Consider the following 22,822-nt stretch of genomic DNA (forward strand, 5'->3'; position numbering starts at 1 on the left):
TCAGGCCGGCAGCCCCAGCTCCCTCGCGATCAGCATCCGCTGCACCTCGCTCGTGCCCTCGCCGATCTCCAGGATCTTGGAGTCGCGCCACATCCTGGCCACCGGGTACTCGTTCATGAAGCCGTAGCCGCCGTGGATCTGGGTCGCCTCGCGGGCGTTGTCCACCGCGACCGTCGACGAGTACAGCTTCGCGATCGCAGCCTCCTTCTTGAAGGGTTCGCCCGCCACCAGGCGCGACGCCGCGTCGCGCCAGCCGATGCGGGCCATATGGGCCCGCATCTCCATGTCCGCGATCTTGAACTGGATGGCCTGGTTGGCGCCGATAGGCCTGCCGAAGGCCTGGCGCTCCTTGGCGTACTTCACCGACTCGTCCACACAGCCCTGCGCCAGGCCCGTGGACAGGGCGGCGATGGCGATCCGGCCCTCGTCCAGGATGCGCAGGAACTGGGCGTAGCCGCGGCCCTCCTCGCCCAGCAGGTTCTCCAGGGGCACGCGGACGTCGGCGAAGGACAGTTCGCGGGTGTCCGAGGCGTTCCAGCCGACCTTGGAGTACGGGGCGGCGACCGTGAAGCCGGGGGTGCCGGACGGCACGATGATCGAGGAGATGAGCGGGGCGCCGTTCTCCTTGTGGCCGGTCACCGCCGTGACCGTGACCAGTTCCGTGATGTCCGTACCGGAGTTGGTGATGAAGCACTTGGAGCCGTTGATCACCCACTCGCCCGTGGCCTCGTCGCGCACCGCCGTCGTGCGGGTGCCGCCCGCGTCCGAGCCGGCGTCCGGCTCGGTCAGGCCGAACGCGCCGAGCGCCTCGCCCGAGCAGAGCTTCGGCAGCCACTGCTGCTTCTGCTCCTGCGTACCGAAGTGGTAGACCGGCATCGCGCCGAGCGAGACCCCGGCCTCCAGCGTGATCGCCACGGACGAGTCGACCCGGGCCAGCTCCTCCAGGGCGATCCCGAGCGCGAGATAGTCGCCGCCCATCCCGCCGTACTCCTCCGGGAACGGCAGCCCGAACAGGCCCATCCGTCCCATCTCGCGCACGATCTCGTACGGGAACTCGTGGCGCTCGTAGAAGTCGCCGATCTTCGGGGCGACCACATCGTGCGCGAACTCCTCGACGGTGCGACGCAGTTCCTCGTGCTCGGCGGTCAGCCGGTGGTCCAGGGACATGGTGGGTGTCACTCCTTGTGGGACTGGGTCTATCGCACCGAGAGCGCGCGGACGGTACGGGACGGGCTGGGTCGGCCCAGTTGTTCGGCGAGCCACACGCTGGTGGCGGTGAGCGCGTCGAGGTCGACCCCGGTTTCGATGCCGAGGCCGTCGAGCATCCACACGAGGTCTTCGGTGGCGAGATTGCCGGTCGCGCTCTTCGCGTACGGGCAGCCGCCGAGGCCGCCCGCGGAGGCGTCCACGGTGGTCACACCGTGCTGGAGCGCGGCGAGGGTGTTGGAGAGGGCCTGGCCGTACGTGTCGTGGAAGTGCACGCCGATGGTGTCGGTGCGCACGCCCTCCTCGTTCAGCTCGGAGAGCAGGTCCTGCACATGGCCGGGCGTGGCGACGCCGATGGTGTCGCCGAGGGAGAGTTCGTCGCAGCCGAGGTCCATCAGTGCCTTGGCCACGCGGACGACCTGGTGGACGGGGACGGGCCCCTCCCACGGGTCGCCGAAGCACATCGACAGATAGCCGCGGACATGCACCTTGTCGGCCTTGGCCCGGGCGACGACCGGCTCGAACATGGCGAGCGACTCGTCGACGGTGCGGTTGAGATTGCGGGCGGCGAACGTCTCGGTCGCCGAGCCGAACACGGCGATGCGGCCGGCGCCGAGCGCCAGGGCCCGGTCCAGGCCACGTTCGTTCGGTACGAGTACGGGCAGGGCGACGCCCTCGATGTCGTCGAGGCGGGGGAACAGATCCTCCGCGTCGGCCAGTTGGGGCACCCACTTCGGGTGCACGAAGCTGGTCGCCTCGATGCTGGTCAGGCCCGACGCGGCCAGACGGTGGATGAACTCCGCCTTCACCTCGGTCGGTACGACGGCCTTCTCGTTCTGCAGCCCGTCGCGGGCGCCGACCTCGTGGATGCGTACCCGTGGGGGCAGATCCTGGGCGGGCACGGTCATGGGCAGGGTGCGGGGTGTCATGCGTCCTCCCCGGGAGCTTCGGCGGGCGTCACCACGGCCAGGATCTGGTCCATGGCGACCGTGGCGCCGGCGGTGACATCCAGTTCGGTCACGGTCCCGGCGTGCGGGGCGGAGATGACGTGTTCCATCTTCATCGCCTCGACGACGAGCAGGCTCTGACCGGCCACGACCTCGTCCCCGACCGACACCTTCAGGACGGTGACGGTCCCGGGCATGGGCGCGGCGAGCGTGTCCGCCCCGGAACGGGCGGCGCCGGCCAACGACGCCTCCACGGGATCGTGAGCCTGTACGTGCCAGGTGTCGCCGTCGCGGCCCAGCCAGGTCCCCTCCGGGGACGCGGCATGGGTGAACGTGTGGGTGACACCGGCGAGTTCGAGCGTGAGGTGGTGCGGGGACAGCTCGATCAGCCTGGCCGTCTCCTTGCCGCCGGGCATCGGGGCCAGTGGGCCGCAGGCGCCCGTCGCGGGCTCCGGCGGCTGTGCGCCCTCCCCGACATGGCCGAACGTCAGCTCGGTGCCCGCCGGGCAGGAGCGCAGTGACACCTGTACCGGGTCGTGGCCCGGCAGCCGGAAGTGGCGCACCGTCCGGGCCGGGGTGCCGCCCAGCCGCCAGCCGCTCGTCACGGAGAACGGGTCCACCCAGCCGGAGCCGTCCACGGGGGAGGCGCTCACCGGGGAGGGCTGCCGCAGCAGCGCCGCCGCCGCGTACACCTCCTCCGGCACCCCCTCCAGCACCAGCCCGGCCACCTCGCGCTCCACCAGACCGGTGTCCAGATCGCCCGCCACCACCGCCGGGTGGGCGAGCAGCCGGCGCAGGAAGCCGGCGTTCGTCGGGACGCCGAGGATCACCGTGTCCGCGAGCGCCGCACGCAGTCGGCGCAGGGCTGCGGCGCGGTCGGGGCCGTACGCGATGACCTTCGACAGCATCGGGTCGTACAGGCTGCCGACCTCGCCGCCCGTGCCGAGCCCGGAGTCCGTCCGTACGCCGTTGCCCTGCGGCTCGTGCAGCGCGAGCACCGTGCCACCGGACGGCAGGAAGCCGCGGAACGGGTCCTCCGCACAGATCCGGGCCTCGATCGCATGGCCGGTGAGCTTGATGTCCTGCTGCTCGTAAGGAAGTTGTTCGCCCGCCGCGACCCTCAGCTGCCACTCCACCAGGTCCAGGCCGGTGATCAGCTCGGTGACCGGGTGTTCGACCTGGAGGCGGGTGTTCATCTCCATGAAGTAGTACGAGGCGGGGTCGTTGCCCGGGACGATGAACTCCACCGTGCCCGCGCCCACATATCCGCAACTGCGGGCCGCCTGGACGGCCGCCTCGCCCATCGCCGCCCGGGTCTCCTCGTCGAGCAGGACGGACGGCGCCTCCTCGATGATCTTCTGGTGGCGGCGCTGGAGCGAGCACTCGCGCTCGCCGAGGTGGACCACGTTGCCGTGGGCGTCCGCCAGCACCTGGATCTCGATGTGCCGGGGCCGGTCGATCCACCGCTCCACGAGCAGCGTGTCGTCGCCGAACGAGGCCCGTGCCTCGCGCCGGGCGGCCGCGATCTCGTCCGCGAGCAGCGCCTCGTCCCGTACCAGCCGCATGCCCTTGCCGCCGCCGCCCGCCGAGGGCTTCAGCAGTACGGGCGTACCGATCTCGCGGGCTGCGGTGTCCAGCTGGGCATCGGTGAGCCCGCTCCCGGACGAGCCCGGCACCACCGGGACCCCGGCCGCCGCGACCGTCTCCTTGGCCCGGATCTTGTCGCCCATCAGCGAGATGGCCTGGGCGGGCGGACCGATGAAGGCCAGCCCCGCCTCCGCGCACGCCCGCGCGAAGCCCGCGTTCTCGGCGAGGAATCCGTACCCGGGGTGGACGGCCTGCGCGCCGGTGCGGCGGGCCGCGTCCAGCAGCGCGGGCACGCTCAGATAGCTCATCGAGGCGGGCGCGGGCCCGATCCGTACCGCCGTGTCGGCCTCCCGTACATGCCGGGCCTCCGCGTCCGCGTCGCTGAAGACGGCGACCGAGCGGACGCCGAGCTCGCGCAGCGTACGGATGACACGTACCGCGATCTCGCCGCGGTTGGCGACAAGAACGGTGTCGAACATCGTCATCTGTTCCTCACATCCGGAAGACGCCGAAGCCGGGTGCTGCGGGGTCCCTTTGGGGAAGTGGAGCGTTGGCGCAAGCGGTCAGAGCGAGCCCCAGCACCTGCCGGGTCTCCACCGGGTCGATCACACCGTCGTCCCACAGCCGGGCCGTGGCGTAGTACGCATTGCCCTGGGTCTCGTACTGCTCGCGGATCGGGGCCTTGAAGGCCTCCTCGTCCGCCGCGCTCCAGTCGTCGCCCAGCTGGTCGCGCTTGACCGTCGCGAGGACGGAGGCGGCCTGCTCGCCGCCCATGACGGAGATCTTCGCGTTGGGCCACATCCACAGGAAGCGCGGTGAGTAGGCCCGCCCGCACATCGAGTAGTTGCCCGCCCCGTACGACCCGCCGACCACGACGGTCAGCTTCGGCACACGGGTGCAGGCGACGGCCGTGACCATCTTCGCGCCGTGCTTGGCGATGCCGCCGGCCTCGTAGTCCCGCCCCACCATGAAGCCCGAGATGTTCTGCAGGAAGACCAGCGGGATACCGCGCTGGTCGCACAGCTCGATGAAGTGGGCGCCCTTCTGGGCGGACTCGGAGAACAGGATGCCGTTGTTGGCGACGATCCCGACCGGGTGGCCGTGGATACGGGCGAAGCCGGTGATCAACGTCGTCCCGTACTCCGCCTTGAACTCGGCGAACCGGGAGGCGTCCACCACCCGGGCGATCACCTCCCGTACGTCGTACGGCGTCCGGGAATCGACCGGGACGGCCCCGTACAGCCCGGCGGGATCGACCTTCGGCTCCTCGACCGGCTGCACCGACCACGGAAGCGCGCCGCGCTCCGGCAGCGTGGCGACGATGTTCCGCACGATCCGCAGCGCGTGTGCGTCGTCCTCGGCGAGATGGTCGGTCACCCCCGATGTGCGGGAGTGCACCTCGCCGCCGCCCAGCTCCTCGGCCGTGACGACCTCGCCGGTGGCGGCCTTCACCAGCGGCGGACCGCCCAGGAAGATCGTGCCCTGATTGCGGACGATCACGGCCTCGTCGCTCATCGCGGGGACGTATGCCCCGCCCGCCGTGCACGAGCCCAGCACCGCCGCGATCTGCGGAATCCCGGCCCCCGACATCCGGGCCTGGTTGAAGAAGATCCGCCCGAAGTGCTCCCGGTCCGGGAAGACCTCGTCCTGCATCGGCAGGAACGCCCCGCCCGAGTCGACGAGATACAGGCAAGGGAGCCGGTTCTCCAGCGCCACTTCCTGGGCGCGGAGGTGCTTCTTCACGGTCATCGGGTAGTACGTGCCGCCCTTGACGGTCGCGTCATTGGCGACGATCACGCACTCCCGGCCACTGACCCGGCCGATCCCGGCGATCACCCCGGCCGCCGGGGCGGCGCCCCCGTACAGCCCCTCGGCCGCCAGCGGCGCCAGCTCCAGGAAGGGCGACCCGGGGTCCAGCAATGTGTCCACCCGGTCCCGGGGCAGCAGCTTGCCGCGCGCCACATGCCGGGCGCGGGCCTTCTCACCCCCGCCGAGCCTGGCCGTGGCGAGCCGCTTGCGCAGCTCGTCGGCGAGCGCGTGATGCGCCGCCTCGTTGGCCTGCCAGGCCTCGGAGGCGGGATCGGCCGCGCTCGCCAGCACCGGTGCCTGCTGCATCGTGTCGAGCCCCCTTGCCCGTACCGCAGTGGTTAATGAGCGTTAACGCCCGACTTCAGGTTAACGACCGCTAACAGCCTTGTCCAGGCCGCTCTGCCGGTGCTCGCAGTGGTTCCGGCAGGTATCGGTCACGTACGTCCCGCAGAGGGCAGGGCGCGCGGTGGACCCGGAATAATGACCCGCGCCGCTCCCCGACCCGGAGCGGCACCGGTCGCGGTTCGACGGGGGCCGTGACCGAGCGAGTTGCCTGGCGTGTGTGGGGGCTCCGGTCGTCATGGCCGGGGACATGTGACGGCCGACGGCCGATCGGGTGGGGGGAACCAGCAGATGACGCAGCAGTCGCAGTCGCGGTCGGTGCGAGGGGTGGGCAGGGGAACGGCCAGGGGGGTGACCGAGCGGCCGCGCATCCTCGAAGTGGACGCCCTGCGCGGGTTCGCGCTTGCCGGGATCCTGGTCGTGAACGTCCTGACGACGGCCGGGCCTCCGGGTGTCAGGGGCGGGCTCGCGCATGTGCACGCGGCGGACGGGGCCGTGGAATGGCTGGTCGTTCTCCTCGCGCAGTCGAAGTTCTACCTGCTCTTCTCCTTCCTCTTCGGCTACAGCTTCACTCTTCAGGTGGACTCGGCCGCCCGCGCCGGGGCGCGCTTCGTACCGCGGATGTCACGGCGGCTGGCCGGACTGTTCGTGCTCGGGCTCGCGCACGCGGTGCTGCTCTACACCGGCGACATCCTCATGATGTACGCCCTGTGCGGACTGGTCCTGCTGGCCGCCCGGAACGCCGGGCCCGCGAAGGCCTGGCGGGCGGCGCTCTGGGTGTACGGCGTCGCCGGAGGGTTCCTGCTGCTCGTCGGTCTGGGCGCCGCACTGTTCGATCCCGGTGACCTGAGCGAATCCGCCGCAGTGAAGGCCGATCTGACCGCCGCCTACAGGGGTGGCTTCACCGAGGTCGTCGGCGCCAACATCAGGGCACTGCCCGACACAGTGGCAGCCCTTCCGCTGATGGGCGGATATGTCGTCGCCGCCTTCCTCGTGGGGTTCGTGGCCGGCCGGCGGCAGTGGCTCGGCGCAGCCGCGCTCGCCGACCGGGCGCGGCTGCGCCGCATCTTTCTGACAGGTCTCGCCATCGGAGTCCCCGGGGCGGTCTTGTCCGCGGCCGGGACGGCGGGGCCGCTGCCGGAGCGCTGGGAACTGTTCGGCCTGGCAGTCGGTCTGGCCGCGGCCCCGGCGCTCTCGGCCGCGTACGCCACGGGGCTGCTGCTGTGGTTCACCACTCCGAGCGGCGCCGCGACGGCCCGGCTCTTCGCGCCCGCCGGGCGGATGGCGCTGACCAACTACCTGACCCAGTCCCTCGTCATGGCTCTCGTCTTCTCCGGGTACGGCCTGGGGTTGTACGGCCGCACGGGCGCGGCGGCGGCGGTCGGCGGGGCGCTCGTGCTCTACGCCTGTCAGCTCGTGCTCAGCGGGTGGCTGATGCGGCGCCACCGGCTCGGGCCCGTGGAATGGCTGCTGCGCGCGGTGACGCTGTGGGCGCGGCCCACGAAGGCGGCGGGAGGCCGCTGAACGGGAGGGGCATCGCATGGGGCGCTGTGACCGGACGCTGCGCGGCTGCATCCGCCGGCGCGGGGCGCCTTCGGCGCGACAAGTGGAGTTTGCTCATCCATTTGTTTGCAAAGCATTGAAGGCACATGCGGGGTTGGGTGATTTTTGGCCAAAGCTTTTAGTCATCACCCTTTGGTGGCTGGCTGGTCGGCCTGGTCATGCCGGGTGCCTGCTCAATTATTTTGCTTTCCCCTTTCCTAGTGCGAATAGATGTCTTAGGGTGTGCGGGGAGCGCCGCTCGTGGTGCTCCATGGGGGAGGTGTATCTGATTTGACCACGCAGGATGCCTCGGAAACGGGTGCGGAGTCGCGCATGGCTGTCGTTGGAACGGGGGCCGGTTCCGTGCCTGGAGATCCGGCAGGGGCTCCGCTTTTGACCGGTCGTGAGCGTCAGGTTCTCGTACTGATCGGGGGAGCCGCTGGAAATCGAGTGATCGCCCGACGGCTCGGCATTGCGGAACGTACCGTAAAAGCTCATTTGACCAGCATCATGGGAAAAGTTGGCGTGCCCTCCCGGCTGGAAGCCGCGTTGTTCGCATACGCCCATCACGAGCTGATCTGCCCTGTGGGGCAATGCCCTTTGGGTCACCTCCCCAAGGTCCAATAGTGGGAAACGTCGGGAGCATTGAAGACCCCTTCTCGCCGGCCGGAAATTCCGGCCAGGGCATGGTGTTTCAGGAACCGCTCCTTGAATCGTCGTGCCTCCTGGTGAGCAGGAGGAGTATTGATGCACAACAAGATGCGTATGACCGCTGCCGCGCTCACGGCGGTACTCGCGCTCGGTGTCGCGGCCCCGGCGGCGTCGGCGACGGACACCAGCCGCTCCCGGGTTGCGTCTACCGCTTCGGCCGTGCAGACGGCTCCGACCGGTGTCGCGCTGACCGCCGGTGTGTCGAACGCCGGCGCGGCGGCCGACGCGAACAGTGGAGCGGCACCTCTCGGTACGCAGACCGATGTCGGCACGAAGGGCATCAGCGGCGCGGCCAAGAAGCTGGTCGACAAGATAGTCAAGAGCAAATACGGGAAGTCCGCGATCAAGGCGGCGAAGAAGGGTCGCAAGGCCTTCAAGAAGTGGGTCGACAGCCTGTCCAACTTCAACCCGCTGAAGTGGGTCATCAAGGCGGCGCCCGCCTATGTGATCGACGAGGTCATCTCGTATCTGATCAGCCATTTCTAGAACATCCGTAGGAAGATCGCGACCCCCTCCAACGAGGGAGGGGGTCGCGTCCGCATTGATCCAGGAGGGTTTCGTTGTCGGAACGTCAGGAAGTGGTCGAGCGTAATTTGTGGGCCGCTCCGGCACTTTTTGTTTTCGTGGCATGGGTGCTGTTCAAGATGGATGACAGCCCGTCGATGGGGAGAACCGCCTGGATCGTCTATGCAGCGGGCTGGATCCCGGTTGTCGGAATGCTGGGTCGAACCGCCGTGCAACGCAGAAACCCTGGAATCGGTGCCGTCTTCGGGGTCGGAATCCTCTTGATCATGGGTGCCGTATTCTGGGCGAACCATGGCTGATTCCCCGCCCCGGCACGGATTCACGCGACGAGGGCGAACACCGAACCGCTGATGCAGGCGACGGACCTGCGGCGCAGCTACGCCGGCAAAGCGGTTGTGGACGGTGTGTCGCTGTCACTGTCCGCCGGTACGGTGACCGGATTCCTCGGCACCAACGGGGCCGGCAAGACGACGGCCATCCGAGTCATGCTGGGCCTTGTCCGGGGAGAAGGCCGAACCGCCTACCTCGGGTCGGCCGCTCGCCGAGTGGCGTTCGCCCGCAACCGTGGTGGGGGCCGTGCTGGGGGGTGTCGCCGGGCATCCCGGACGCCGGGTCGGAGCCCATTTGCGGATGGTCGCGGCGGGTGTGGGTGTGCCGGACAGCCGGGTGGACGAGTTGCTGGTCAAGGTAGGACTGGCAGCCACGGCCAGGGTACGGCTCGGCGGGCTGTCGCTCGGGATGGCGCAGCGGCTGGGTATCGCGCAGGCGCTGCTCGGAAATCCACCGGTGCTGATCCTCGACGAACCGGCCAATGGTCTCGATCCGCACTCCATCCGATGGCTGCGCGATCTGCTGCGCGAGCTCGCGGCGGAGGGGCGCGCGGTGCTGGTCTCGAGCCATCTGCTCACCGAGATGGAGCACATGGCCGATCACATCGTCGTGATGGCGCGCGGCAGAGTACTGACCGCGGCCTCGATCGCGAACGTCCGGGAGCGCATCGGCTCGCGGGTGAACGGGCAGACCCCGCGCACCGAGGAACTGATGTCGCTGGCGCGGGCAAAGGGTGCGGCGGTGGAGTCCGCAAGCCCGGGCCATGTCAGCATCACCGGGCTTGACCGCTTCGCAGTGGGTGACCTCGCCGCAGCACACGGCATCGCGCTGCACTGGCTCGACGAGCAGGCGCAGTCGCTGGAGGTGGGCGAGCGGCTGGCAGGCATCACCCTCGGCATGGTGCCGGGCCTCGGCGGGATCGCGGACTGGCTGCCGTTCGGCGCCGCCCGCGCGGCCATGCTCGTTGCGGAACCCACGGGTCAGGACGCCGGGTTCGTACGGTCGCTGGTCGGCACGGACCTGACGCCGGGGACCGGGCTGCTGGTGTTCTGCGTGTTCGCTGCAGTTCTGGCGTGCGCCGGGGCGTACGTGTACGGGCGCCGGGACGCCCCGTGAGCGAGGAGTGTGGATGGACGCCGGCTGCGGCTGAGCACTCCGCGTCCCCCTGCGGCTGCCCGTCCGTCGTGGAGGATGCCGATGGTGGCGACGATGCCGACCGGATGGTCGCAGCAAGATGCACACGGTGTTCCGTACGGTCCGCTGTGCGTGTGCGTCATCCGTGCGGCGAGATGGTCGGGCACCCCTCGACTCGGTCAAAGCGCGTTGACACGTTGCAATCCGGTTAACGTTCGCTAACCCGACTGTCTAGAATCGAATCCATGACCACCAGGACGGACGCCCCCACTCGCCGCGAGCAGATCCTCAAGGAGGCTGCCCGCCTCTTTGCCGAGCGCGGCTTCCACGGTGTCGGCGTCGACGAGATAGGTGCCGCCGTCGGGATCAGCGGCCCCGGCCTCTACCGGCACTTCCCCGGCAAGGACGCGATGCTCGCCGAGCTGCTGGTCGGCATCAGTGAGCGACTGCTGGCGGGCGGGCAGCTGCGCGTGTCGGAGGACGCGGCCTGCCAGGACGGATCCCCGCAGGCCCTGCTCGACGCGCTCATCGAGGGCCATATCGACTTCGCCCTCGACGACCGCCCCCTGATCACCCTCCATGACCGCGAGCTGGACCGCCTTCGGGACACCGACCGCAAGCGGGTCCGACAGCTTCAGCGGCAGTACGTCGAGGTGTGGGTGGAGGTGGTCCGTGAGCTGTATCCGGACCTGCCCGAGCACGAGGCCCGCGCCGCCGTTCATGCCGTCTTCGGCCTCCTGAACTCGACCCCGCACCTGGGTCGCCCCGACGCGCAGCCGGACCGCGCGGACACGGCGGCGCTGCTGCACCGGCTGGCGCGCGGGGCGTTCGAGGCGGCGGCCCGCGCGTAGGGCCTGGCCATGGGCCCGTCGGCGGGATCGGCGTGATTTCTGCCCGGGTTTCGTAATTTCTGCCCGGCCTTTGAATATATGAATTATTACGAGAGGGAAGAGGTGTTCCCTCAATTTCCCTTCCTTTTCCTCGGCGAGCTCCATCGGTCGGAGTGTCGCGGTGGCCCACAGGCATATGGTTTGAGCTGTCTCGCCCACGCCTGATGGGGAAATTAAATGAAAACATGTCAGGTCTCGATCGTCGTCCCCTGTTTCAATGAGGACGAGGTGATCGAGGCATTTCACCGTGCGTTGGTCTCCGCCCTCGAACCGACCCGGCGGACCTTCGAGATCTGTTATGTCGACGACGGCAGCAGCGACCGGACCAGGGCCCGGATCGGCTCGCTCGCCACCGCGGACCGACGGGTCCGATACACCTCCTTCAGCCGCAATTTCGGCAAGGAGGCCGCCATGCTCGCGGGGCTGCGCATGTCCCGCGGCGAAGCCGTCGTGCTCATGGACGCCGACCTCCAGCATCCGCCCGAACTCCTCCCCCGCATGCTGGAGTTGCGGCAGCACGGGTACGACCAGGTCGTCGCGAGGCGGGACCGGACGGGTGAAGGTGCCCTGCGTACCTTTCTCAGCGCCGCCTACTACCGGGCCATGGGCCGGTGCATGGACGTCGAGGTCGTCGACGGCGAGGGCGACTTCAGGCTGCTGTCGCGCACCGCCGTGGACGCCGTACTCGCGCTGCCCGAGACCAACCGGTTCTCCAAGGGGATCTTCTCCTGGGTCGGCTTCGACACCGTCAGCTTCACCTACCGGAACATCCAGCGTGCGGCCGGGAGTTCGAAGTGGGGAAGCAGGCGCCTGCTCAACTACGGGATCGACGGACTGATCTCCTTCAACAGCCGTCCACTGCGCCTGGCGATCCACGCCGGCCTCGCCCTCGCGCTGGCGGCACTGGGATACGCCCTGTGGATCATCGCCGACGTTGTTCTGCACGGTGTCGCCGTACCCGGCTACACCACCCTGCTGACCGCCGTCGTGGCGCTCGGCGGCATCCAGCTCGCCACGCTCGGCGTCATCGGCGAATATGTGGGACGCATCTACAGCGAGTCGAAACGCCGTCCGCACTACGTGGTGCGCGAAACGAACGAATTCCCGAACGTTCTCCCGGTCGATATTCCACCCGATACGCCGGACGAGGTCCATGCCGCTTCGCCCGCACCCGTGGTCGAGAGACCGATGGCGGGGCACGCCGGGGCGACCGCGCTCGGGGCCGCCAGGTCCCGCACCGTACGCCAGTTCGTCATTTTCGCGATGCTCGGGACCATCAATACGGCGGTGTATCTGGCGGTGTACGCCTCGCTGAACACCTGGATTCCCTATCTGGCCGCGCATGTCGTCGGATATGCGGCCAGCATCGTGGGATCGTTCCTTCTCAACTCGTACATCACCTGCCGTACGAAGCCGACCTGGCACGCCTTCGCCCGGTACCCCCTGTCGAGCATCGTCAATCTCGTTCTCACCGGCGCCCTGCTCTACCTCGGCGTCAGCAGGCTGGGCATGGACAAGAACATCGCTGCCGTGGCCGCGGGAATCCTCGCCACTCCCTTCTCGTTCCTGCTCGCCCGCTGGGCCATCGACTCCGGTGCTGCCCTGGCCCGGCAACGTGCCGTCTGACCGGGAGCCGTGCCGGACACACCACACCTCGATCCCACACCGCCTGAACCTCTCGGCGCGCAAGACGCGAGCAACGTACGAAGGGCAGCAGCGCACATGACCGCTGACACCGCGAAAACCACTGGCACACAGCAGGAGAACGAGAAATCCCACCAACCGGAGAAGCACCCCGGCCTCTCACGGCGATGGGCGACGATCTGGACGGCGGCCCTCGCCCTGCTGCCGCTCGCCCTGCTCGGCGCGGCCTTCTGGATCGGCCGCCTCGTCCGCCCGGGAGGGGACGACTGGTGCTTCCTTCCGGTCGTACGGGACGAGGGCGTCTCCGGGATGATCGCGAAATTCTTCCTCCACGACAACGGACGTATTGCCAACGCACTGCTGGTCGTCGCGTACGGGGCGTACGGCGTCGCGGGGCAACGATGGTTCGCCCTGGTCAGCGGGGTGCTCATGCTGGGCATCCTCTGGTTGCTGACCGCCTCGGTGCTCAAGAGAGCCGGACTGAGCGGGCCGCGCGGGCTCGCACTGCTCGTGGCGGCGATGACGGCGGCGGTCTTCTTTCTCGCGACAGCCAACACCTACAAGGCGTTCTACTGGCCCGCCTCCTCCGTGTCGCACACCGTCGCACCGGTACTGGCCTGCGCCGCCGTGATCCCCCTGCTGCGCGCACGGACCGGGTGGGGACGAGCCTTCGCGCTGGGCATCGCATATGTGGGCGGGGTCTTCATCGGCACACTGTCGGAGGAGACGTCGGTCGTCGTGCTCGTCGTGCTCGCCGCTCTCCTGCTGATCAGCTGCTGGGCCCTTCCCGGTTCCGGCCGGACCCATGCGCGTATCTGGTGCGTGGTCGCCTTCGCCGGGGTCGTGGTCGGGGCGGTCATCCTGTACGTGTCGCCCGGCGCACGCGCCCGGCGTGAGCGGTTCGGCGCCGACACCGCCTCCGTGTTCGGCCCGGAGGTGCTGACGGCGGCGCTGCGGGCGTTCGGGGAGATCCTGGGGACGATCTTCACGACCTGGCAGTACCTGGGAGCGGTCGCCGTCGGCGTACTGCTGGGACTGATGGTGCGCGGTGGTGAGCAGGGACCGGGCGGGCCCCTGCGGCGCAGGCCCCTCCTCGCGGTCCTCGCGGTCCTCGTCGGATTCCTCGCCTTTCTGGTCTCCGGGTACCTCTGCACCGTCATCGCCTACCCGGCCTTCGGGAAGAGCGTGGCTACCGCGTCGCGCCTCTGGGGCGACTTCCTCCTGCTGTACGTGATGCTCCTGGTCGCCGTCGGCGCCCTGCTGGGACGGGGGTTGCGTGCCTGCCGGTGGGGGATCCGCGCGGTGACGGCGGTGGCCGCAGGTGCCGTGTGCGCTGTGGCCTGTGCCGGTCTTGCCGTTCCGCTGCTCCAGTTGGAACAGAAGATGGAGGTGCGCGCACAGCGCTGGGACCGGCAGGACCGGTTGCTGAGGGCCCAGGCGGCGCGCGGCACCCAGGTGCTTCCGTACACACCGGTGTCGGTCAGCGGGATGGTGGAGCCGTTCGGCAATCAGGGCCGGAAGGTGTGGCCGGGGCAGTGCGTCGCCAAGTACTACCACCTCAAGAAGGTCACGTACTCGACCCGGCTTCCTTGAGCGGCCGACGGGCCGGTCCGTGCGTTTCGCCGGGCAGCCGGCCCGTCCGTCGTGCAAGACACCCGGCACACTGCGCACACCTGACGGCACAATGGGTTCATGCCGATACCCAGCCGTGCCGCCCTCGTCGAACACCTCGTCCGTACGCGTATCGCCGGAGACGTCGCCACACCCCGCGACAACAACCTCTCCCACTACCGCAAGCTCGCCAACGGCGACCGCCACTACTGGCTGGGCCTGGAGCTCGGGGACCGGTGGCGCGACGAGCAGGACGTGCTGGCCGTAATGGCCGAGCGCTGCGGGGTCAGCGACGACCCGGAGCACCGGTTCGGGCAGGACACCATCGACCCGGAGCTGACGGTCGACGCCCTGGAGCGGATGGCGGCACGGCTGCGGAAGGCGGCGGCGGGGGCGGAGCGGGTGCTGTTCGCCACCGGGCATCCGGGCGGGCTCCTCGATGTGCACCGGCAGACCGCTCAGGCGCTGCGGGAGGCCGGATGCGAGATCGTCCGGATTCCCTCGGGGCTGGTGGCCGACGAGGGCATGGTGTTCCAGTTCGCGGACGTCGCGGTGCAGGAGCGCGGCGCGACGCTCTGGCACACGCACTCGCCCGCCCCGATGGCCGCGATCCTGGACGGTCTGGAGCGGGAGGGCCGGCCACTGCCGGACCTGGTGGTCGCCGACCACGGGTGGGCGGGGTGCGCGGCGCAGCGCGGGCTGGACGCGATGGGGTACGCGGACTGCAACGACCCGGCGCTGTTCCTCGGCGAGGCGGAGGGGACGCTCCAGGTGGCCGTACCGCTGGACGACCATGTGCTGGACCCGCGTTTCTACGACCCGCTGACGGACTATCTGCTGGACGCGGCGGGGCTGATCTGAGGCCGACTCGTCCGGCGCCGATTGATCCGGCGCCCGATGCTCATCCGCCGGGCGGGCGCGAACCGGCTGCCCGGCGCTGCCGGCCCAGCCCCGGCGTCGGATCCAGATAGACCCGGCGGATCGACGGATACCGCTCCCGCAACTGCTCCTCGGCCTCCTCGCAGGCCCACTCGATCTGCTCCCCACCAGTTGCGCTGTTCTCGGCCCTCATGGTGGGGAGTATGTCCGAATTGACGGACCGTGGCCTGTTCAGCCCTTCGGGACGCGGACCACGCCCTCCTGGATGACGGTGATCGCCAGCCGGCCGTCCTGCGTGTAGATACGGGCCTGACCGAGCCCGCGCCCGCCGGACGCGGACGGCGACTCCTGGTCGTACAGCAGCCATTCGTCGGCCCGGAAGGGACGGTGGAACCACATCGCGTGGTCCAGGCTCGCCCCGACCACATCGCCGACCGCCCAGCCACCGCGCCCATGGGCGAGGAGCACCGAGTCGAGCAACGTCATGTCGGAGACGTACGTCGCCATGCAGACATGCAGCAGCGGGTCGTCCGCGAGCTTGCCGTTGGTGCGGAACCACACCTGGGAGCGGGGCTCGCGCGGTTCGCCGACCGTGCCGAAGGGCGGCGCGTCCACGTACCGCAGGTCGACGGCGGCCCGCGCCTCGATCAGCCGGTCCACGACACCCGGATCGCTGAAGCGGTCCGCGTACCGGGGCAGCATCTGTGCGGCCGTGGGCAGCGTCTCCGGGTCCGGGGCGGGCGGCATGTCCGCCTGGTGCTCCAGGCCCTCCTCGTACGTCTGGAAGGACGCCGAGAGATGGAAGATCGGCTGGCCGTGCTGGACGGCGACGACCCGGCGGGTGGTGAAGGAACGGCCGTCACGGATGCGGTCGACGCTGTAGACGATCGGCGCGCCCGGGTCGCCCATCCGCAGGAAGTACGAGTGCAGGGAGTGGGCGGTGCGCTCAGTGGGGACTGTACGGCCTGCGGCGACCAGGGCCTGGGCCGCGACCTGGCCGCCGAAGACGCGGGGCACGACCGCCGAACGGCTCGTACCCCGGAAGATGTCCCGCTCGATCTGCTCCAGGTCGAGCAGATCGAGCAGGGAGCCAAGTGCTGAGCTCATGGAGGGAACGTAACCGCTCTTACAGGCCCATCGACTTGGCGATGATCGACTTCATGACCTCGCTGGTGCCGCCGTAGATGCGGTTGACCCGGTTGTCCGCGTACAGGCGGGCGATCGGGTACTCGTTCATGTAGCCGTAGCCACCGTGCAGCTGGAGGCAGCGGTCGATGACGCGGTGCGCGACCTCGGTGCAGAACAGCTTCGCGGAGGCGGCCTCGGCGGCGGTCAGCTCACCGGCGTCGTGGGCCTCGATGGCGCGGTCGCAGACGGCTTCGGCGGCGTCCACCTCGGCCTGGCAGGCGGCCAGCTCGAACTTGGTGTTCTGGAAGGACGCGACGGTCTTGCCGAAGACAGTGCGCTCGGCGACGTACTGCTGGGCGAACCGGACTGCGGCCTTGGCCTGCGCGTACGCGCCGACGGCGATGCCGAGGCGCTCCTGCGGCAGGTTCTGACCGAGGTAGGAGAAGCCCTTGTTCTCCTCGCCGAGGAGGTCCTCGACCGGCACCTTGACGTCGACGAACGCCAGCTCGGCGGTGTCGGAGGTGCGCAGGCCCAGCTTGTCGAGCTTGCGGCCGACCGAGTAGCCCTCGGCCTTGGTGTCGACGACGAGGAGGGAGATACCGAAGCGGCGGTCGTCCTCCTTCGGGGCGGCGGTGCGGGCACAGACGATGACCCGGTCGGCGTGGACGCCACCGGTGATGAACGTCTTGGCGCCGTTGAGGATGTAGTGCGTGCCGTCCTCGGAGAGCTTGGCCGTGGTCTTCATACCGGCCAGGTCGGAACCGGTGCCCGGCTCGGTCATGGCGATGGCGTACATCGTCTTGCCGGTGACGAAGTCCGGCAGCCAGCGCTTCTTCTGCTCCTCGGTGGCGTACGCCTTGATGTACGGCAGGCAGAGCAGGACGTGCACACCGGAGCCACCGAAGTTGACGGCCGCGCGGGCGCACTCCTCGGAGATGATCGCCTCGAACTTGAAGGACTCGACCCCGGCGCCGCCGAACTCCTCCGGCACCTCGATGCCGAATATGCCCAGCTCGGCGAGCTTGTAGTAGAAGTCGCGGGGCACCTGGCCGGCAGCGAACCACTCGTCGTAGACGGGGGCGACCTCGGCCTCGATGAAGGCGCGGATGGTCTCCCGGAACGCCTCGTGGTCCTCGTTGAATACCGTACGGCGCACGGGGTGCCTCCTTGGTCAGCTTCGGGCGGGATTCGGCCGGACTGGCTAAGCGCTTGCTCAGTCCTGGTCAAAAGTTACCCGGCGGTCACCGAGGCTGTCCAGGGTGATGCTCAGCACGCCCGCGCGGAGCGTCCGGCCGCGGACGCCGATGCGCCCTTCGCGGCCACCGGCCGTGAAGGGCGCATCGCGCTGTCTTCCCTACTGGCCTACTGGGGCTTGAAGGAGCGGATCTGGTAGCTCCCCTGGAGATTGCCGCCGCTTCCGGCAGGGGTGGATCCGACCCGGGCGTTGTAATTGGTCTGGGTGTAGTACTGAACGCGGTGCCCGGTCGCGTTCCACACGGAGCGGACGTTCTGGCCCCGCTGGATGAAGGAGCAGTCGTCGGCGGTATTCGCCCGCTTCTTGTCCGACCACTGGCAGCGGGTGCCGCCCCCGTTCCAGTCGCTGTAGATACAGAAGTACCCGGGGCTGCAGCTGTAGGAAGCCCTGGCGCTCTCGACGGCGGCGTTCTCGGCTGCTGTGGCTGCGGCGGGTCCGGCGCCGAGCCCCAGGGTCAAGGCGACCGAGGTGGCGGTGAGCGCGGCGATGCGGTTCATGGCGAAGTCCCTTCATTCCCATGTGTGATGAAGTGGGTACTCTCGGTGATCACCATCGTGTCACGGCTGTTGCCGCAGAAGCCAGGGCGGAGGGAGGGGCGCCCGAAGCGTGCGTCACGGTTCGGGCGCCCCTGTGTACACCGGCGCGCACGTTCGCCGTTCGCCCTGCCCGGACCACGGGGTCATGGGGGCAGGCTTTACGGGATCACCGAGTGCGGTAGGCGTCGATGACGGTCTGGGTGAGGGTGTTCCCATCAGTGTCGGTCAGCGCGGCGCGCAAAGAGACGCCGGTGCCCGCGCGCGGGTTGTGGATCTCGACGGCGCCCCGCTCGACCGGGACCCGGGTCCACGAAGTGCCACCGTCCACGGATACCGAGACCGCCACCGAACGTGCGCGTCCGTTCGCGGCGGCGCCCAGCACGGTGACCGGGACACGGAGCGTCTCGTTCGCCGGCGCGGTGCCGGTCGGGCTGAGTTCGGGCGAGAAACGCACGGCGCTCACCGGCATCGGGACCGGACCCCTCGTCGTGTCCGAGGCGAAGGTCCACGACGTGGTCACCCGCGTGGCGACGCTGGGCGCGCCGCCGCGCTTCACCGTGCTGGTGAGCCGGTACGCCGCGCGCCCCGGCTCCACGGTGAACCCGGCCTTTCCGGGGTGCCGGTCTTCGTCCCGACGCGCACGCCGTTGCGGTGCAGGGTGGTCGACGCCGTGTCGTACGACAGTGACGACGGCACGTGGCCGTCGCCGTCGGCGAGCAGCGGGACATCGACGGCGAGCCGGTCGCCGTCGCGCACGACGCCGGGGCGGTCGGTGAGGGCGGGGCCGAAGACGGCGTTGTCGACGCGCAGGTTCGGTGTGCCGTTGACGAGGTTGGCGGTCCGGACCGCGCCGTCGTGCTTGACCTGGACGAACATCACGCTGTGCCGGAAACCTGCGGAGCGGTCGGGCGGAGTCACGTCGACAGGGGCGGTGGTCCGCGCGTCGACGGTGATGGTGGTGTCGTGGTCGAGGCGCGGCTGGACGACCCAGTCCGTGCCGTTTGCCGCCGTGCCGGTGGTCAGGGCGCTGTCCAGGAGGTACCGGCCCTTGGGCAGACGCACGGTGGTCGTACCGGAGGCGTCGTACGGCTGGACGGCCTCGTCGGCACCCGGCCCGGAGACTCCGGTGACGTGGGTGGTGTAGTCCGCCGTCTTGTGGCCGGTGCGGTCGAGGTGATTGATCGTGAGGGTGTACGTCGCCGGCTCCGCGGCAAAGGCGGCGGTGTTCCACGCGGGCGTCGTGCTGCCGACCAGGGCGACGGCGAGAGCGAGTGTCCGGAGCGCGCTCCGGCGGGATACGGAAGAACTGTTCATGACTTGCACTGCGCGCGCCGGGACTGGGAGGTCTTCACCCTCGTGGTGTGGGCCGGCCTGGACTACGCGGCAGCGGCCGAGGCGCTCGGCGTGGCGGTCGGCACCGTCCGGTCGCGCCTGTCCCGCGCCCGTACCCGACTGCGCGAGCTCACCGAGGCCGAAACCCGCGCCACACGCACGCGGGACACGCGGGCCGGAACCGAACGGCCACCCGCGGCGGGAAACAGAGCCCCCGCCGCGACCACCGCCACCACCACCCCGACAAGCCACTGCCGGGCCGCACCCCCGTGGCCCCGTTGCTGACCCAGGAGAACCACGGATGAACTTCACCTCGCGGCGCCGTACGTACCACCGGTCCGAGGAGACCGAAGGTCCCGGCCTCACCGCACTGCTGCCCCCGCCGTCGGTCCCCGGCCTGGATCCCGACCGTGAACTGCTGCTGAAGGAAGCGCTGCTGCGCGAGGCCGTCGTCGCCGAACCGTGTGGCGGCCTCACCCCTCGGGCCTCGCGCCCGCGCCGACGTCTGGTCCGGGTCATGGTGCCCGCTGCCGCCTGCGCCCTGGCGGTCGGCGGCGTCGTGGTGGTGAACCTCGCGGACGCGCCGGGGCACGGCACCACCGCGGCCCCGGGCGGCCGCACCCCCGGCACGTCCGAAGCGGCACAGCTCCTCGACCGCATCGCACTCGCCGCCGCCGGGCAGAAGCAACCGACGGTCCGCGCCGACCAGTTCGTGTACATCGAGAGCAAGGTCGCCTTCGCCGGGCAGAGCGCCGGGGGCGGCGAGGTGACCATGCCTCCCGCGCACACGCGGCAGGTGTGGCTGTCCGCCGACGGCAGCCGCCCCGGCCTGCTGCGCGAGGAGGGCGAGCCCGACTCCTCGCTCGGCGGCGACGCACCGGTCTACGGCCTCGACGGCCGAGGGGCGACACCCCGGCCCCGCACCGCACACAAGAAGGCCGCGTCGATCAGCGACCCGACGCACGAGTACGTCGCGTCGCTGCCCACCGACCCGGACGCCCTGCTGAAGCTGATCCGGGACGAGACCCACGGGCAGGGCCAGGACCCGGACCAGCGGGCATTCACCGCGATCGGCGACCTGCTGGCCGAGACCTGGGCACCCCCGCAGGTTGGCGCCGCGCTCTACCAGGCCGCCGCGAAGATCCCCGGAGTCACGGTGATCGATGCGGCCACCGACGCGGCGGGACGCGAGGGCGTCGCCGTCGCCCGTATGGCACACGGGCAGCAGACGCAGTGGGTCTTCGACCGGGCCACGTACGCGTTCCTCGGCGAGCGCACGGTCCTCACCGAATCCGGCGACGCCGGCCCGGCCGGAACCGTTGTCGGCACCTCCGCGGTCCTCACCAGAGCCGCGGTCGACCGTCCCGGTGAGACTCCCGCTCCGACGACGGCGTAACACGGCAGCCCCGCACACTCGCGCGGCCCGAACAGCCCCGTCCCCGGTACGCCTTTGCTGTGGGCCGGGGACGGGACGTTCAGGCGGGGAAGTTGTCGTCCTTGACCGCGGCGACGAAGGCTGACCAGCCGGCTGCCGGGAAGACGAGGGCGGGGCCGTGCGGGGCCTTGGAGTCGCGGACGGGGACGCCGGAGGGGTGGCCGTCCAACACCTCGACGCAGCTGCCGGATTCGCTTCCGCTGTGCGACGACTTGCGCCAGCCGCTGAGCGTCGATGCGTCCAGGACGGTGCGGTCAGTCATGGTGTGCGTATTCCTTCACTGTCGCCCTTAGCAGGGCTTGTGACTCCTTCAGCGGCAGGGCGTCGCTCAAAGCGAGATCGTAGCGGCTCTGCAACTGCCTCACCACGGACGGAGAGTCATGCACCTTCCCCATGCGTAGGGCCTCGCTGTACGCCACGGGCGGTTGGTCCTCGAACCACATCAGGGTGAGCATGCTCTCCATGAGCGGGTGAAAGCCCAGCGCGAAGGGCAGCACGTGCACACGGATCCGCTCGGTCTCGGACAGCCGGACGATGTGCATGAGCTGCTCTGCCATGACGTCCGGCCCGCCTACGGGGCGATGCAGCACCGCCTCATCAAGCAACGCCCAAACTACGGGCGTCACCGGATCATTCAGGATCTTGGCTCGTTCCAGGCGTGTGACGACGTGCTTGTCACGCTCTTCGTCGCTCTTGGGCGGGAACGCCGGGCCGAGCACCGCGCGAGCGTACCTCTCCGTCTGAAGGATGCCGGGCACGAAGTTCAGAGCGAACTCCCTGATCATCGTGGCCTGCTGTTCGAGCTGGCGCGCGGGCTCGAAGAAGTCGGCGATCGTGCCGTCATTCTTGCCCGGCAGGAAACTGCTCAGTACGTTCCCCGTGCTGAGGGCTTTGTCCAGGCGCCGGGCGTCCTCCTCCGACGGGATGCGGCGCCCCGCCTCGATGTGTGAGATGTGCGACCGCGTCATGATCGCCGCGTCGGCCAGCTCCTGCTGCGTCAGTCCGGCCGCTTCCCGCTGCGCCTTCAACCAATCGCCATAGGTATTACTCATGGTCAACTCCCGTGCGCCAAAGGGCCTGTCACCTAGAACCCCCTGGCGAGCCTAGTCCGCACCGTCTCACTCTGTGAGTGGATCGCTACACAGCGGTGGCTCGCCCGGACGTCGGCCGCCGCCGTCACACGGTCCGGAGAACGGCCATCTAGCTCAATGGAGTTGACGACGTGCTGCACTGTATCGCCGATGCTTTTGAGTCGCTGCTGCGGTTTCTGTGGCCCGCCCAGGGGTGCCACCGGCCCATGGACTCGTATCGCGCCGCGCCTCCCGCAGGCGTACACCCCACGCCGGGCATCGGCATCACGCCTCGCCCGATTCATGGTGCCGAGGTGACCGCGTGATCGCCCCGAACACCCCGGGCTCCGATTCGGTACGTCTGCTTCCGTGGTCCGGCGTGCACGGCAACCCGTGTTACGTCATCGGTGACGGGACCGGATACGTCTCCCGCGTCGCCGACAACGTCGAGAGCGTGCAGCTCGGCATGGCCGCCGAACTCCTCGACCATGTCGACGACATGCTCGGCGATTCCGAGGTCACGTCGGTGCAGCTCCGCTATGTTGTGGCCCGCATGAGCGAGGCGCTGCGCGATGTGTGCCGCGTCGCCGAGAGCCGGGGCCTTCGTCTCCGGACCTCAGGCCAGGGTCCCGGCGCCCCGGACGTCGGCCCGTACCCTTCGGAGTCCTGAACCACCCTGAATCCACCATGTCCGGCCCGGTGATGCCCCTCGCGTCCTGGGCCGGAGGCGGCTGCGAAGCCCATGGAAGATCCGCGGTGACGAAATCGGCGAGCGGGCCCGGCCGCACATGACGGTGTCACCGGGGGAGTCGACCGTGAGCACCGATCCGCGCCGGTGACGCGGTGCGTGGACCGCGCCGCGCCGCCGCCCACGCCGTGATCCTCCACTGGAACCGGGGACGGCTGTCG

Annotated in this window: 23 protein-coding genes and 2 pseudogenes; 13 read left to right on the forward strand and 12 right to left on the reverse strand. The window is 69.6% G+C overall.

Annotated elements, in window-relative coordinates; translation table 11 throughout:
* Genes OG953_RS27975 through OG953_RS27990 form a run of 4 tightly spaced genes read right to left on the reverse strand, consistent with a single transcriptional unit; the run spans position 1 to position 5,855 of the window.
* The gene (locus tag OG953_RS27975) at positions 1–1,167 is read right to left on the reverse strand and encodes an acyl-CoA dehydrogenase family protein (protein ID WP_405687705.1); all 1,167 of its coding nucleotides are present in this window, start codon (positions 1,165–1,167) and stop codon (positions 1–3) included.
* Positions 1,168–1,196: 29 nt separating this feature from the next.
* Positions 1,197–2,135 (reverse strand): hydroxymethylglutaryl-CoA lyase, encoded by a 939-nt coding sequence (locus OG953_RS27980; protein WP_405687706.1) that lies wholly within the window; start codon positions 2,133–2,135, stop codon positions 1,197–1,199.
* Positions 2,132–4,219, reverse strand: coding sequence for an acetyl-CoA carboxylase biotin carboxylase subunit (locus OG953_RS27985; protein ID WP_405692105.1), 2,088 nt, complete (start codon positions 4,217–4,219; stop codon positions 2,132–2,134). Before OG953_RS27985 ends, OG953_RS27980 begins: the two co-directional genes overlap by 4 nt.
* A 13-nt stretch (positions 4,220–4,232) precedes the next feature.
* Positions 4,233–5,855 (reverse strand): carboxyl transferase domain-containing protein, encoded by a 1,623-nt coding sequence (locus tag OG953_RS27990; protein ID WP_405687708.1) that lies wholly within the window; start codon positions 5,853–5,855, stop codon positions 4,233–4,235.
* A 327-nt stretch (positions 5,856–6,182) separates the two neighbouring features.
* On the opposite strand from OG953_RS27990, the gene OG953_RS27995 reads away from it, so the two are divergent.
* The 10 genes and pseudogenes from OG953_RS27995 to OG953_RS28040 all read left to right on the forward strand — a co-directional run bounded on the left by OG953_RS27995 (position 6,183) and on the right by OG953_RS28040 (position 15,139).
* Positions 6,183–7,415, forward strand: a complete 1,233-nt coding sequence (locus OG953_RS27995) for a DUF418 domain-containing protein (protein WP_405687709.1) — start codon at positions 6,183–6,185, stop codon at positions 7,413–7,415.
* Between the two features lie 351 nt (positions 7,416–7,766).
* Positions 7,767–8,060 (forward strand): helix-turn-helix transcriptional regulator, encoded by a 294-nt coding sequence (locus OG953_RS28000; RefSeq protein ID WP_405692107.1) that lies wholly within the window; start codon positions 7,767–7,769, stop codon positions 8,058–8,060.
* 120 nt (positions 8,061–8,180) lie between these two features.
* Complete coding sequence (locus tag OG953_RS28005; protein WP_405687710.1) at positions 8,181–8,630, forward strand: hypothetical protein; 450 nt, start codon at positions 8,181–8,183, stop codon at positions 8,628–8,630.
* Positions 8,631–8,704: 74 nt separating this feature from the next.
* Entirely contained in the window at positions 8,705–8,968 is a 264-nt protein-coding gene (locus OG953_RS28010; protein ID WP_189274189.1) for a hypothetical protein, read from the forward strand.
* Between the two features lie 51 nt (positions 8,969–9,019).
* A pseudogene (locus tag OG953_RS28015) lies at positions 9,020–9,139 on the forward strand (ABC transporter ATP-binding protein); the annotation flags it as partial.
* Positions 9,140–9,164: 25 nt separating this feature from the next.
* On the forward strand, positions 9,165–10,115 hold the full coding sequence (locus OG953_RS28020; RefSeq protein ID WP_405687712.1) for an ATP-binding cassette domain-containing protein: 951 nt from the start codon (positions 9,165–9,167) through the stop codon (positions 10,113–10,115).
* A gap of 263 nt (positions 10,116–10,378) precedes the next feature.
* Positions 10,379–10,984 (forward strand): TetR/AcrR family transcriptional regulator, encoded by a 606-nt coding sequence (locus OG953_RS28025; protein ID WP_405687714.1) that lies wholly within the window; start codon positions 10,379–10,381, stop codon positions 10,982–10,984.
* A 216-nt stretch (positions 10,985–11,200) separates the two neighbouring features.
* On the forward strand, positions 11,201–12,649 hold the full coding sequence (locus tag OG953_RS28030) for a glycosyltransferase (protein ID WP_405687716.1): 1,449 nt from the start codon (positions 11,201–11,203) through the stop codon (positions 12,647–12,649).
* A gap of 96 nt (positions 12,650–12,745) precedes the next feature.
* A complete protein-coding gene (locus tag OG953_RS28035) occupies positions 12,746–14,260 on the forward strand; it encodes a DUF6056 family protein (protein ID WP_405687717.1) in 1,515 nt (504 codons plus the stop codon).
* Between the two features lie 99 nt (positions 14,261–14,359).
* Positions 14,360–15,139 carry a phosphatase gene (locus OG953_RS28040; RefSeq protein ID WP_405687719.1) on the forward strand — a complete coding sequence of 260 codons (780 nt, stop codon included), beginning with the start codon at positions 14,360–14,362 and terminating at the stop codon, positions 15,137–15,139.
* A 40-nt stretch (positions 15,140–15,179) separates the two neighbouring features.
* Here OG953_RS28040 and OG953_RS28045 read toward each other — a convergent pair.
* From OG953_RS28045 to OG953_RS28070, 6 genes and pseudogenes are all read right to left on the reverse strand, one after another.
* Positions 15,180–15,317: pseudogene (locus OG953_RS28045) on the reverse strand (cation transporter); the annotation flags it as partial.
* Between the two features lie 71 nt (positions 15,318–15,388).
* The gene (gene tesB, locus OG953_RS28050) at positions 15,389–16,264 is read right to left on the reverse strand and encodes an acyl-CoA thioesterase II (protein WP_405687720.1); all 876 of its coding nucleotides are present in this window, start codon (positions 16,262–16,264) and stop codon (positions 15,389–15,391) included.
* A gap of 19 nt (positions 16,265–16,283) precedes the next feature.
* Entirely contained in the window at positions 16,284–17,441 is a 1,158-nt protein-coding gene (locus OG953_RS28055; RefSeq protein WP_405687722.1) for an acyl-CoA dehydrogenase family protein, read from the reverse strand.
* A gap of 206 nt (positions 17,442–17,647) precedes the next feature.
* The gene (locus OG953_RS28060; RefSeq protein WP_405687723.1) at positions 17,648–18,037 is read right to left on the reverse strand and encodes a peptidase inhibitor family I36 protein; all 390 of its coding nucleotides are present in this window, start codon (positions 18,035–18,037) and stop codon (positions 17,648–17,650) included.
* A 205-nt stretch (positions 18,038–18,242) separates the two neighbouring features.
* A complete protein-coding gene (locus OG953_RS28065; RefSeq protein ID WP_405687724.1) occupies positions 18,243–18,671 on the reverse strand; it encodes a hypothetical protein in 429 nt (142 codons plus the stop codon).
* Positions 18,629–19,390: a hypothetical protein gene (locus tag OG953_RS28070; RefSeq protein ID WP_405687725.1), complete on the reverse strand. Its 762-nt coding sequence runs from the start codon at positions 19,388–19,390 to the stop codon at positions 18,629–18,631. The genes OG953_RS28065 and OG953_RS28070 overlap by 43 nt, the downstream gene beginning before the upstream one ends.
* Before the next feature lie 3 nt (positions 19,391–19,393).
* On the opposite strand from OG953_RS28070, the gene OG953_RS28075 reads away from it, so the two are divergent.
* Positions 19,394–19,693, forward strand: coding sequence for an RNA polymerase sigma factor (locus OG953_RS28075; protein WP_405687726.1), 300 nt, complete (start codon positions 19,394–19,396; stop codon positions 19,691–19,693).
* Between the two features lie 16 nt (positions 19,694–19,709).
* Positions 19,710–20,804 (forward strand): CU044_5270 family protein, encoded by a 1,095-nt coding sequence (locus OG953_RS28080; RefSeq protein WP_405687728.1) that lies wholly within the window; start codon positions 19,710–19,712, stop codon positions 20,802–20,804.
* A 79-nt stretch (positions 20,805–20,883) separates the two neighbouring features.
* Here OG953_RS28080 and OG953_RS28085 read toward each other — a convergent pair whose 3' ends face one another.
* Positions 20,884–21,105 (reverse strand): DUF397 domain-containing protein, encoded by a 222-nt coding sequence (locus OG953_RS28085; RefSeq protein ID WP_405687730.1) that lies wholly within the window; start codon positions 21,103–21,105, stop codon positions 20,884–20,886.
* Positions 21,098–21,895 (reverse strand): helix-turn-helix domain-containing protein, encoded by a 798-nt coding sequence (locus tag OG953_RS28090; RefSeq protein ID WP_405692109.1) that lies wholly within the window; start codon positions 21,893–21,895, stop codon positions 21,098–21,100. Before OG953_RS28090 ends, OG953_RS28085 begins: the two co-directional genes overlap by 8 nt.
* Positions 21,896–22,235: 340 nt before the next feature.
* Between OG953_RS28090 and OG953_RS28095 the strand changes: the two genes are divergently transcribed.
* A complete protein-coding gene (locus OG953_RS28095; protein WP_405687731.1) occupies positions 22,236–22,583 on the forward strand; it encodes a hypothetical protein in 348 nt (115 codons plus the stop codon).
* Positions 22,584–22,822: the final 239 nt, after the last annotated feature.

Source organism: Streptomyces sp. NBC_00057, from assembly GCF_045041165.1.
Classification (GTDB): domain Bacteria; phylum Actinomycetota; class Actinomycetes; order Streptomycetales; family Streptomycetaceae; genus Streptomyces.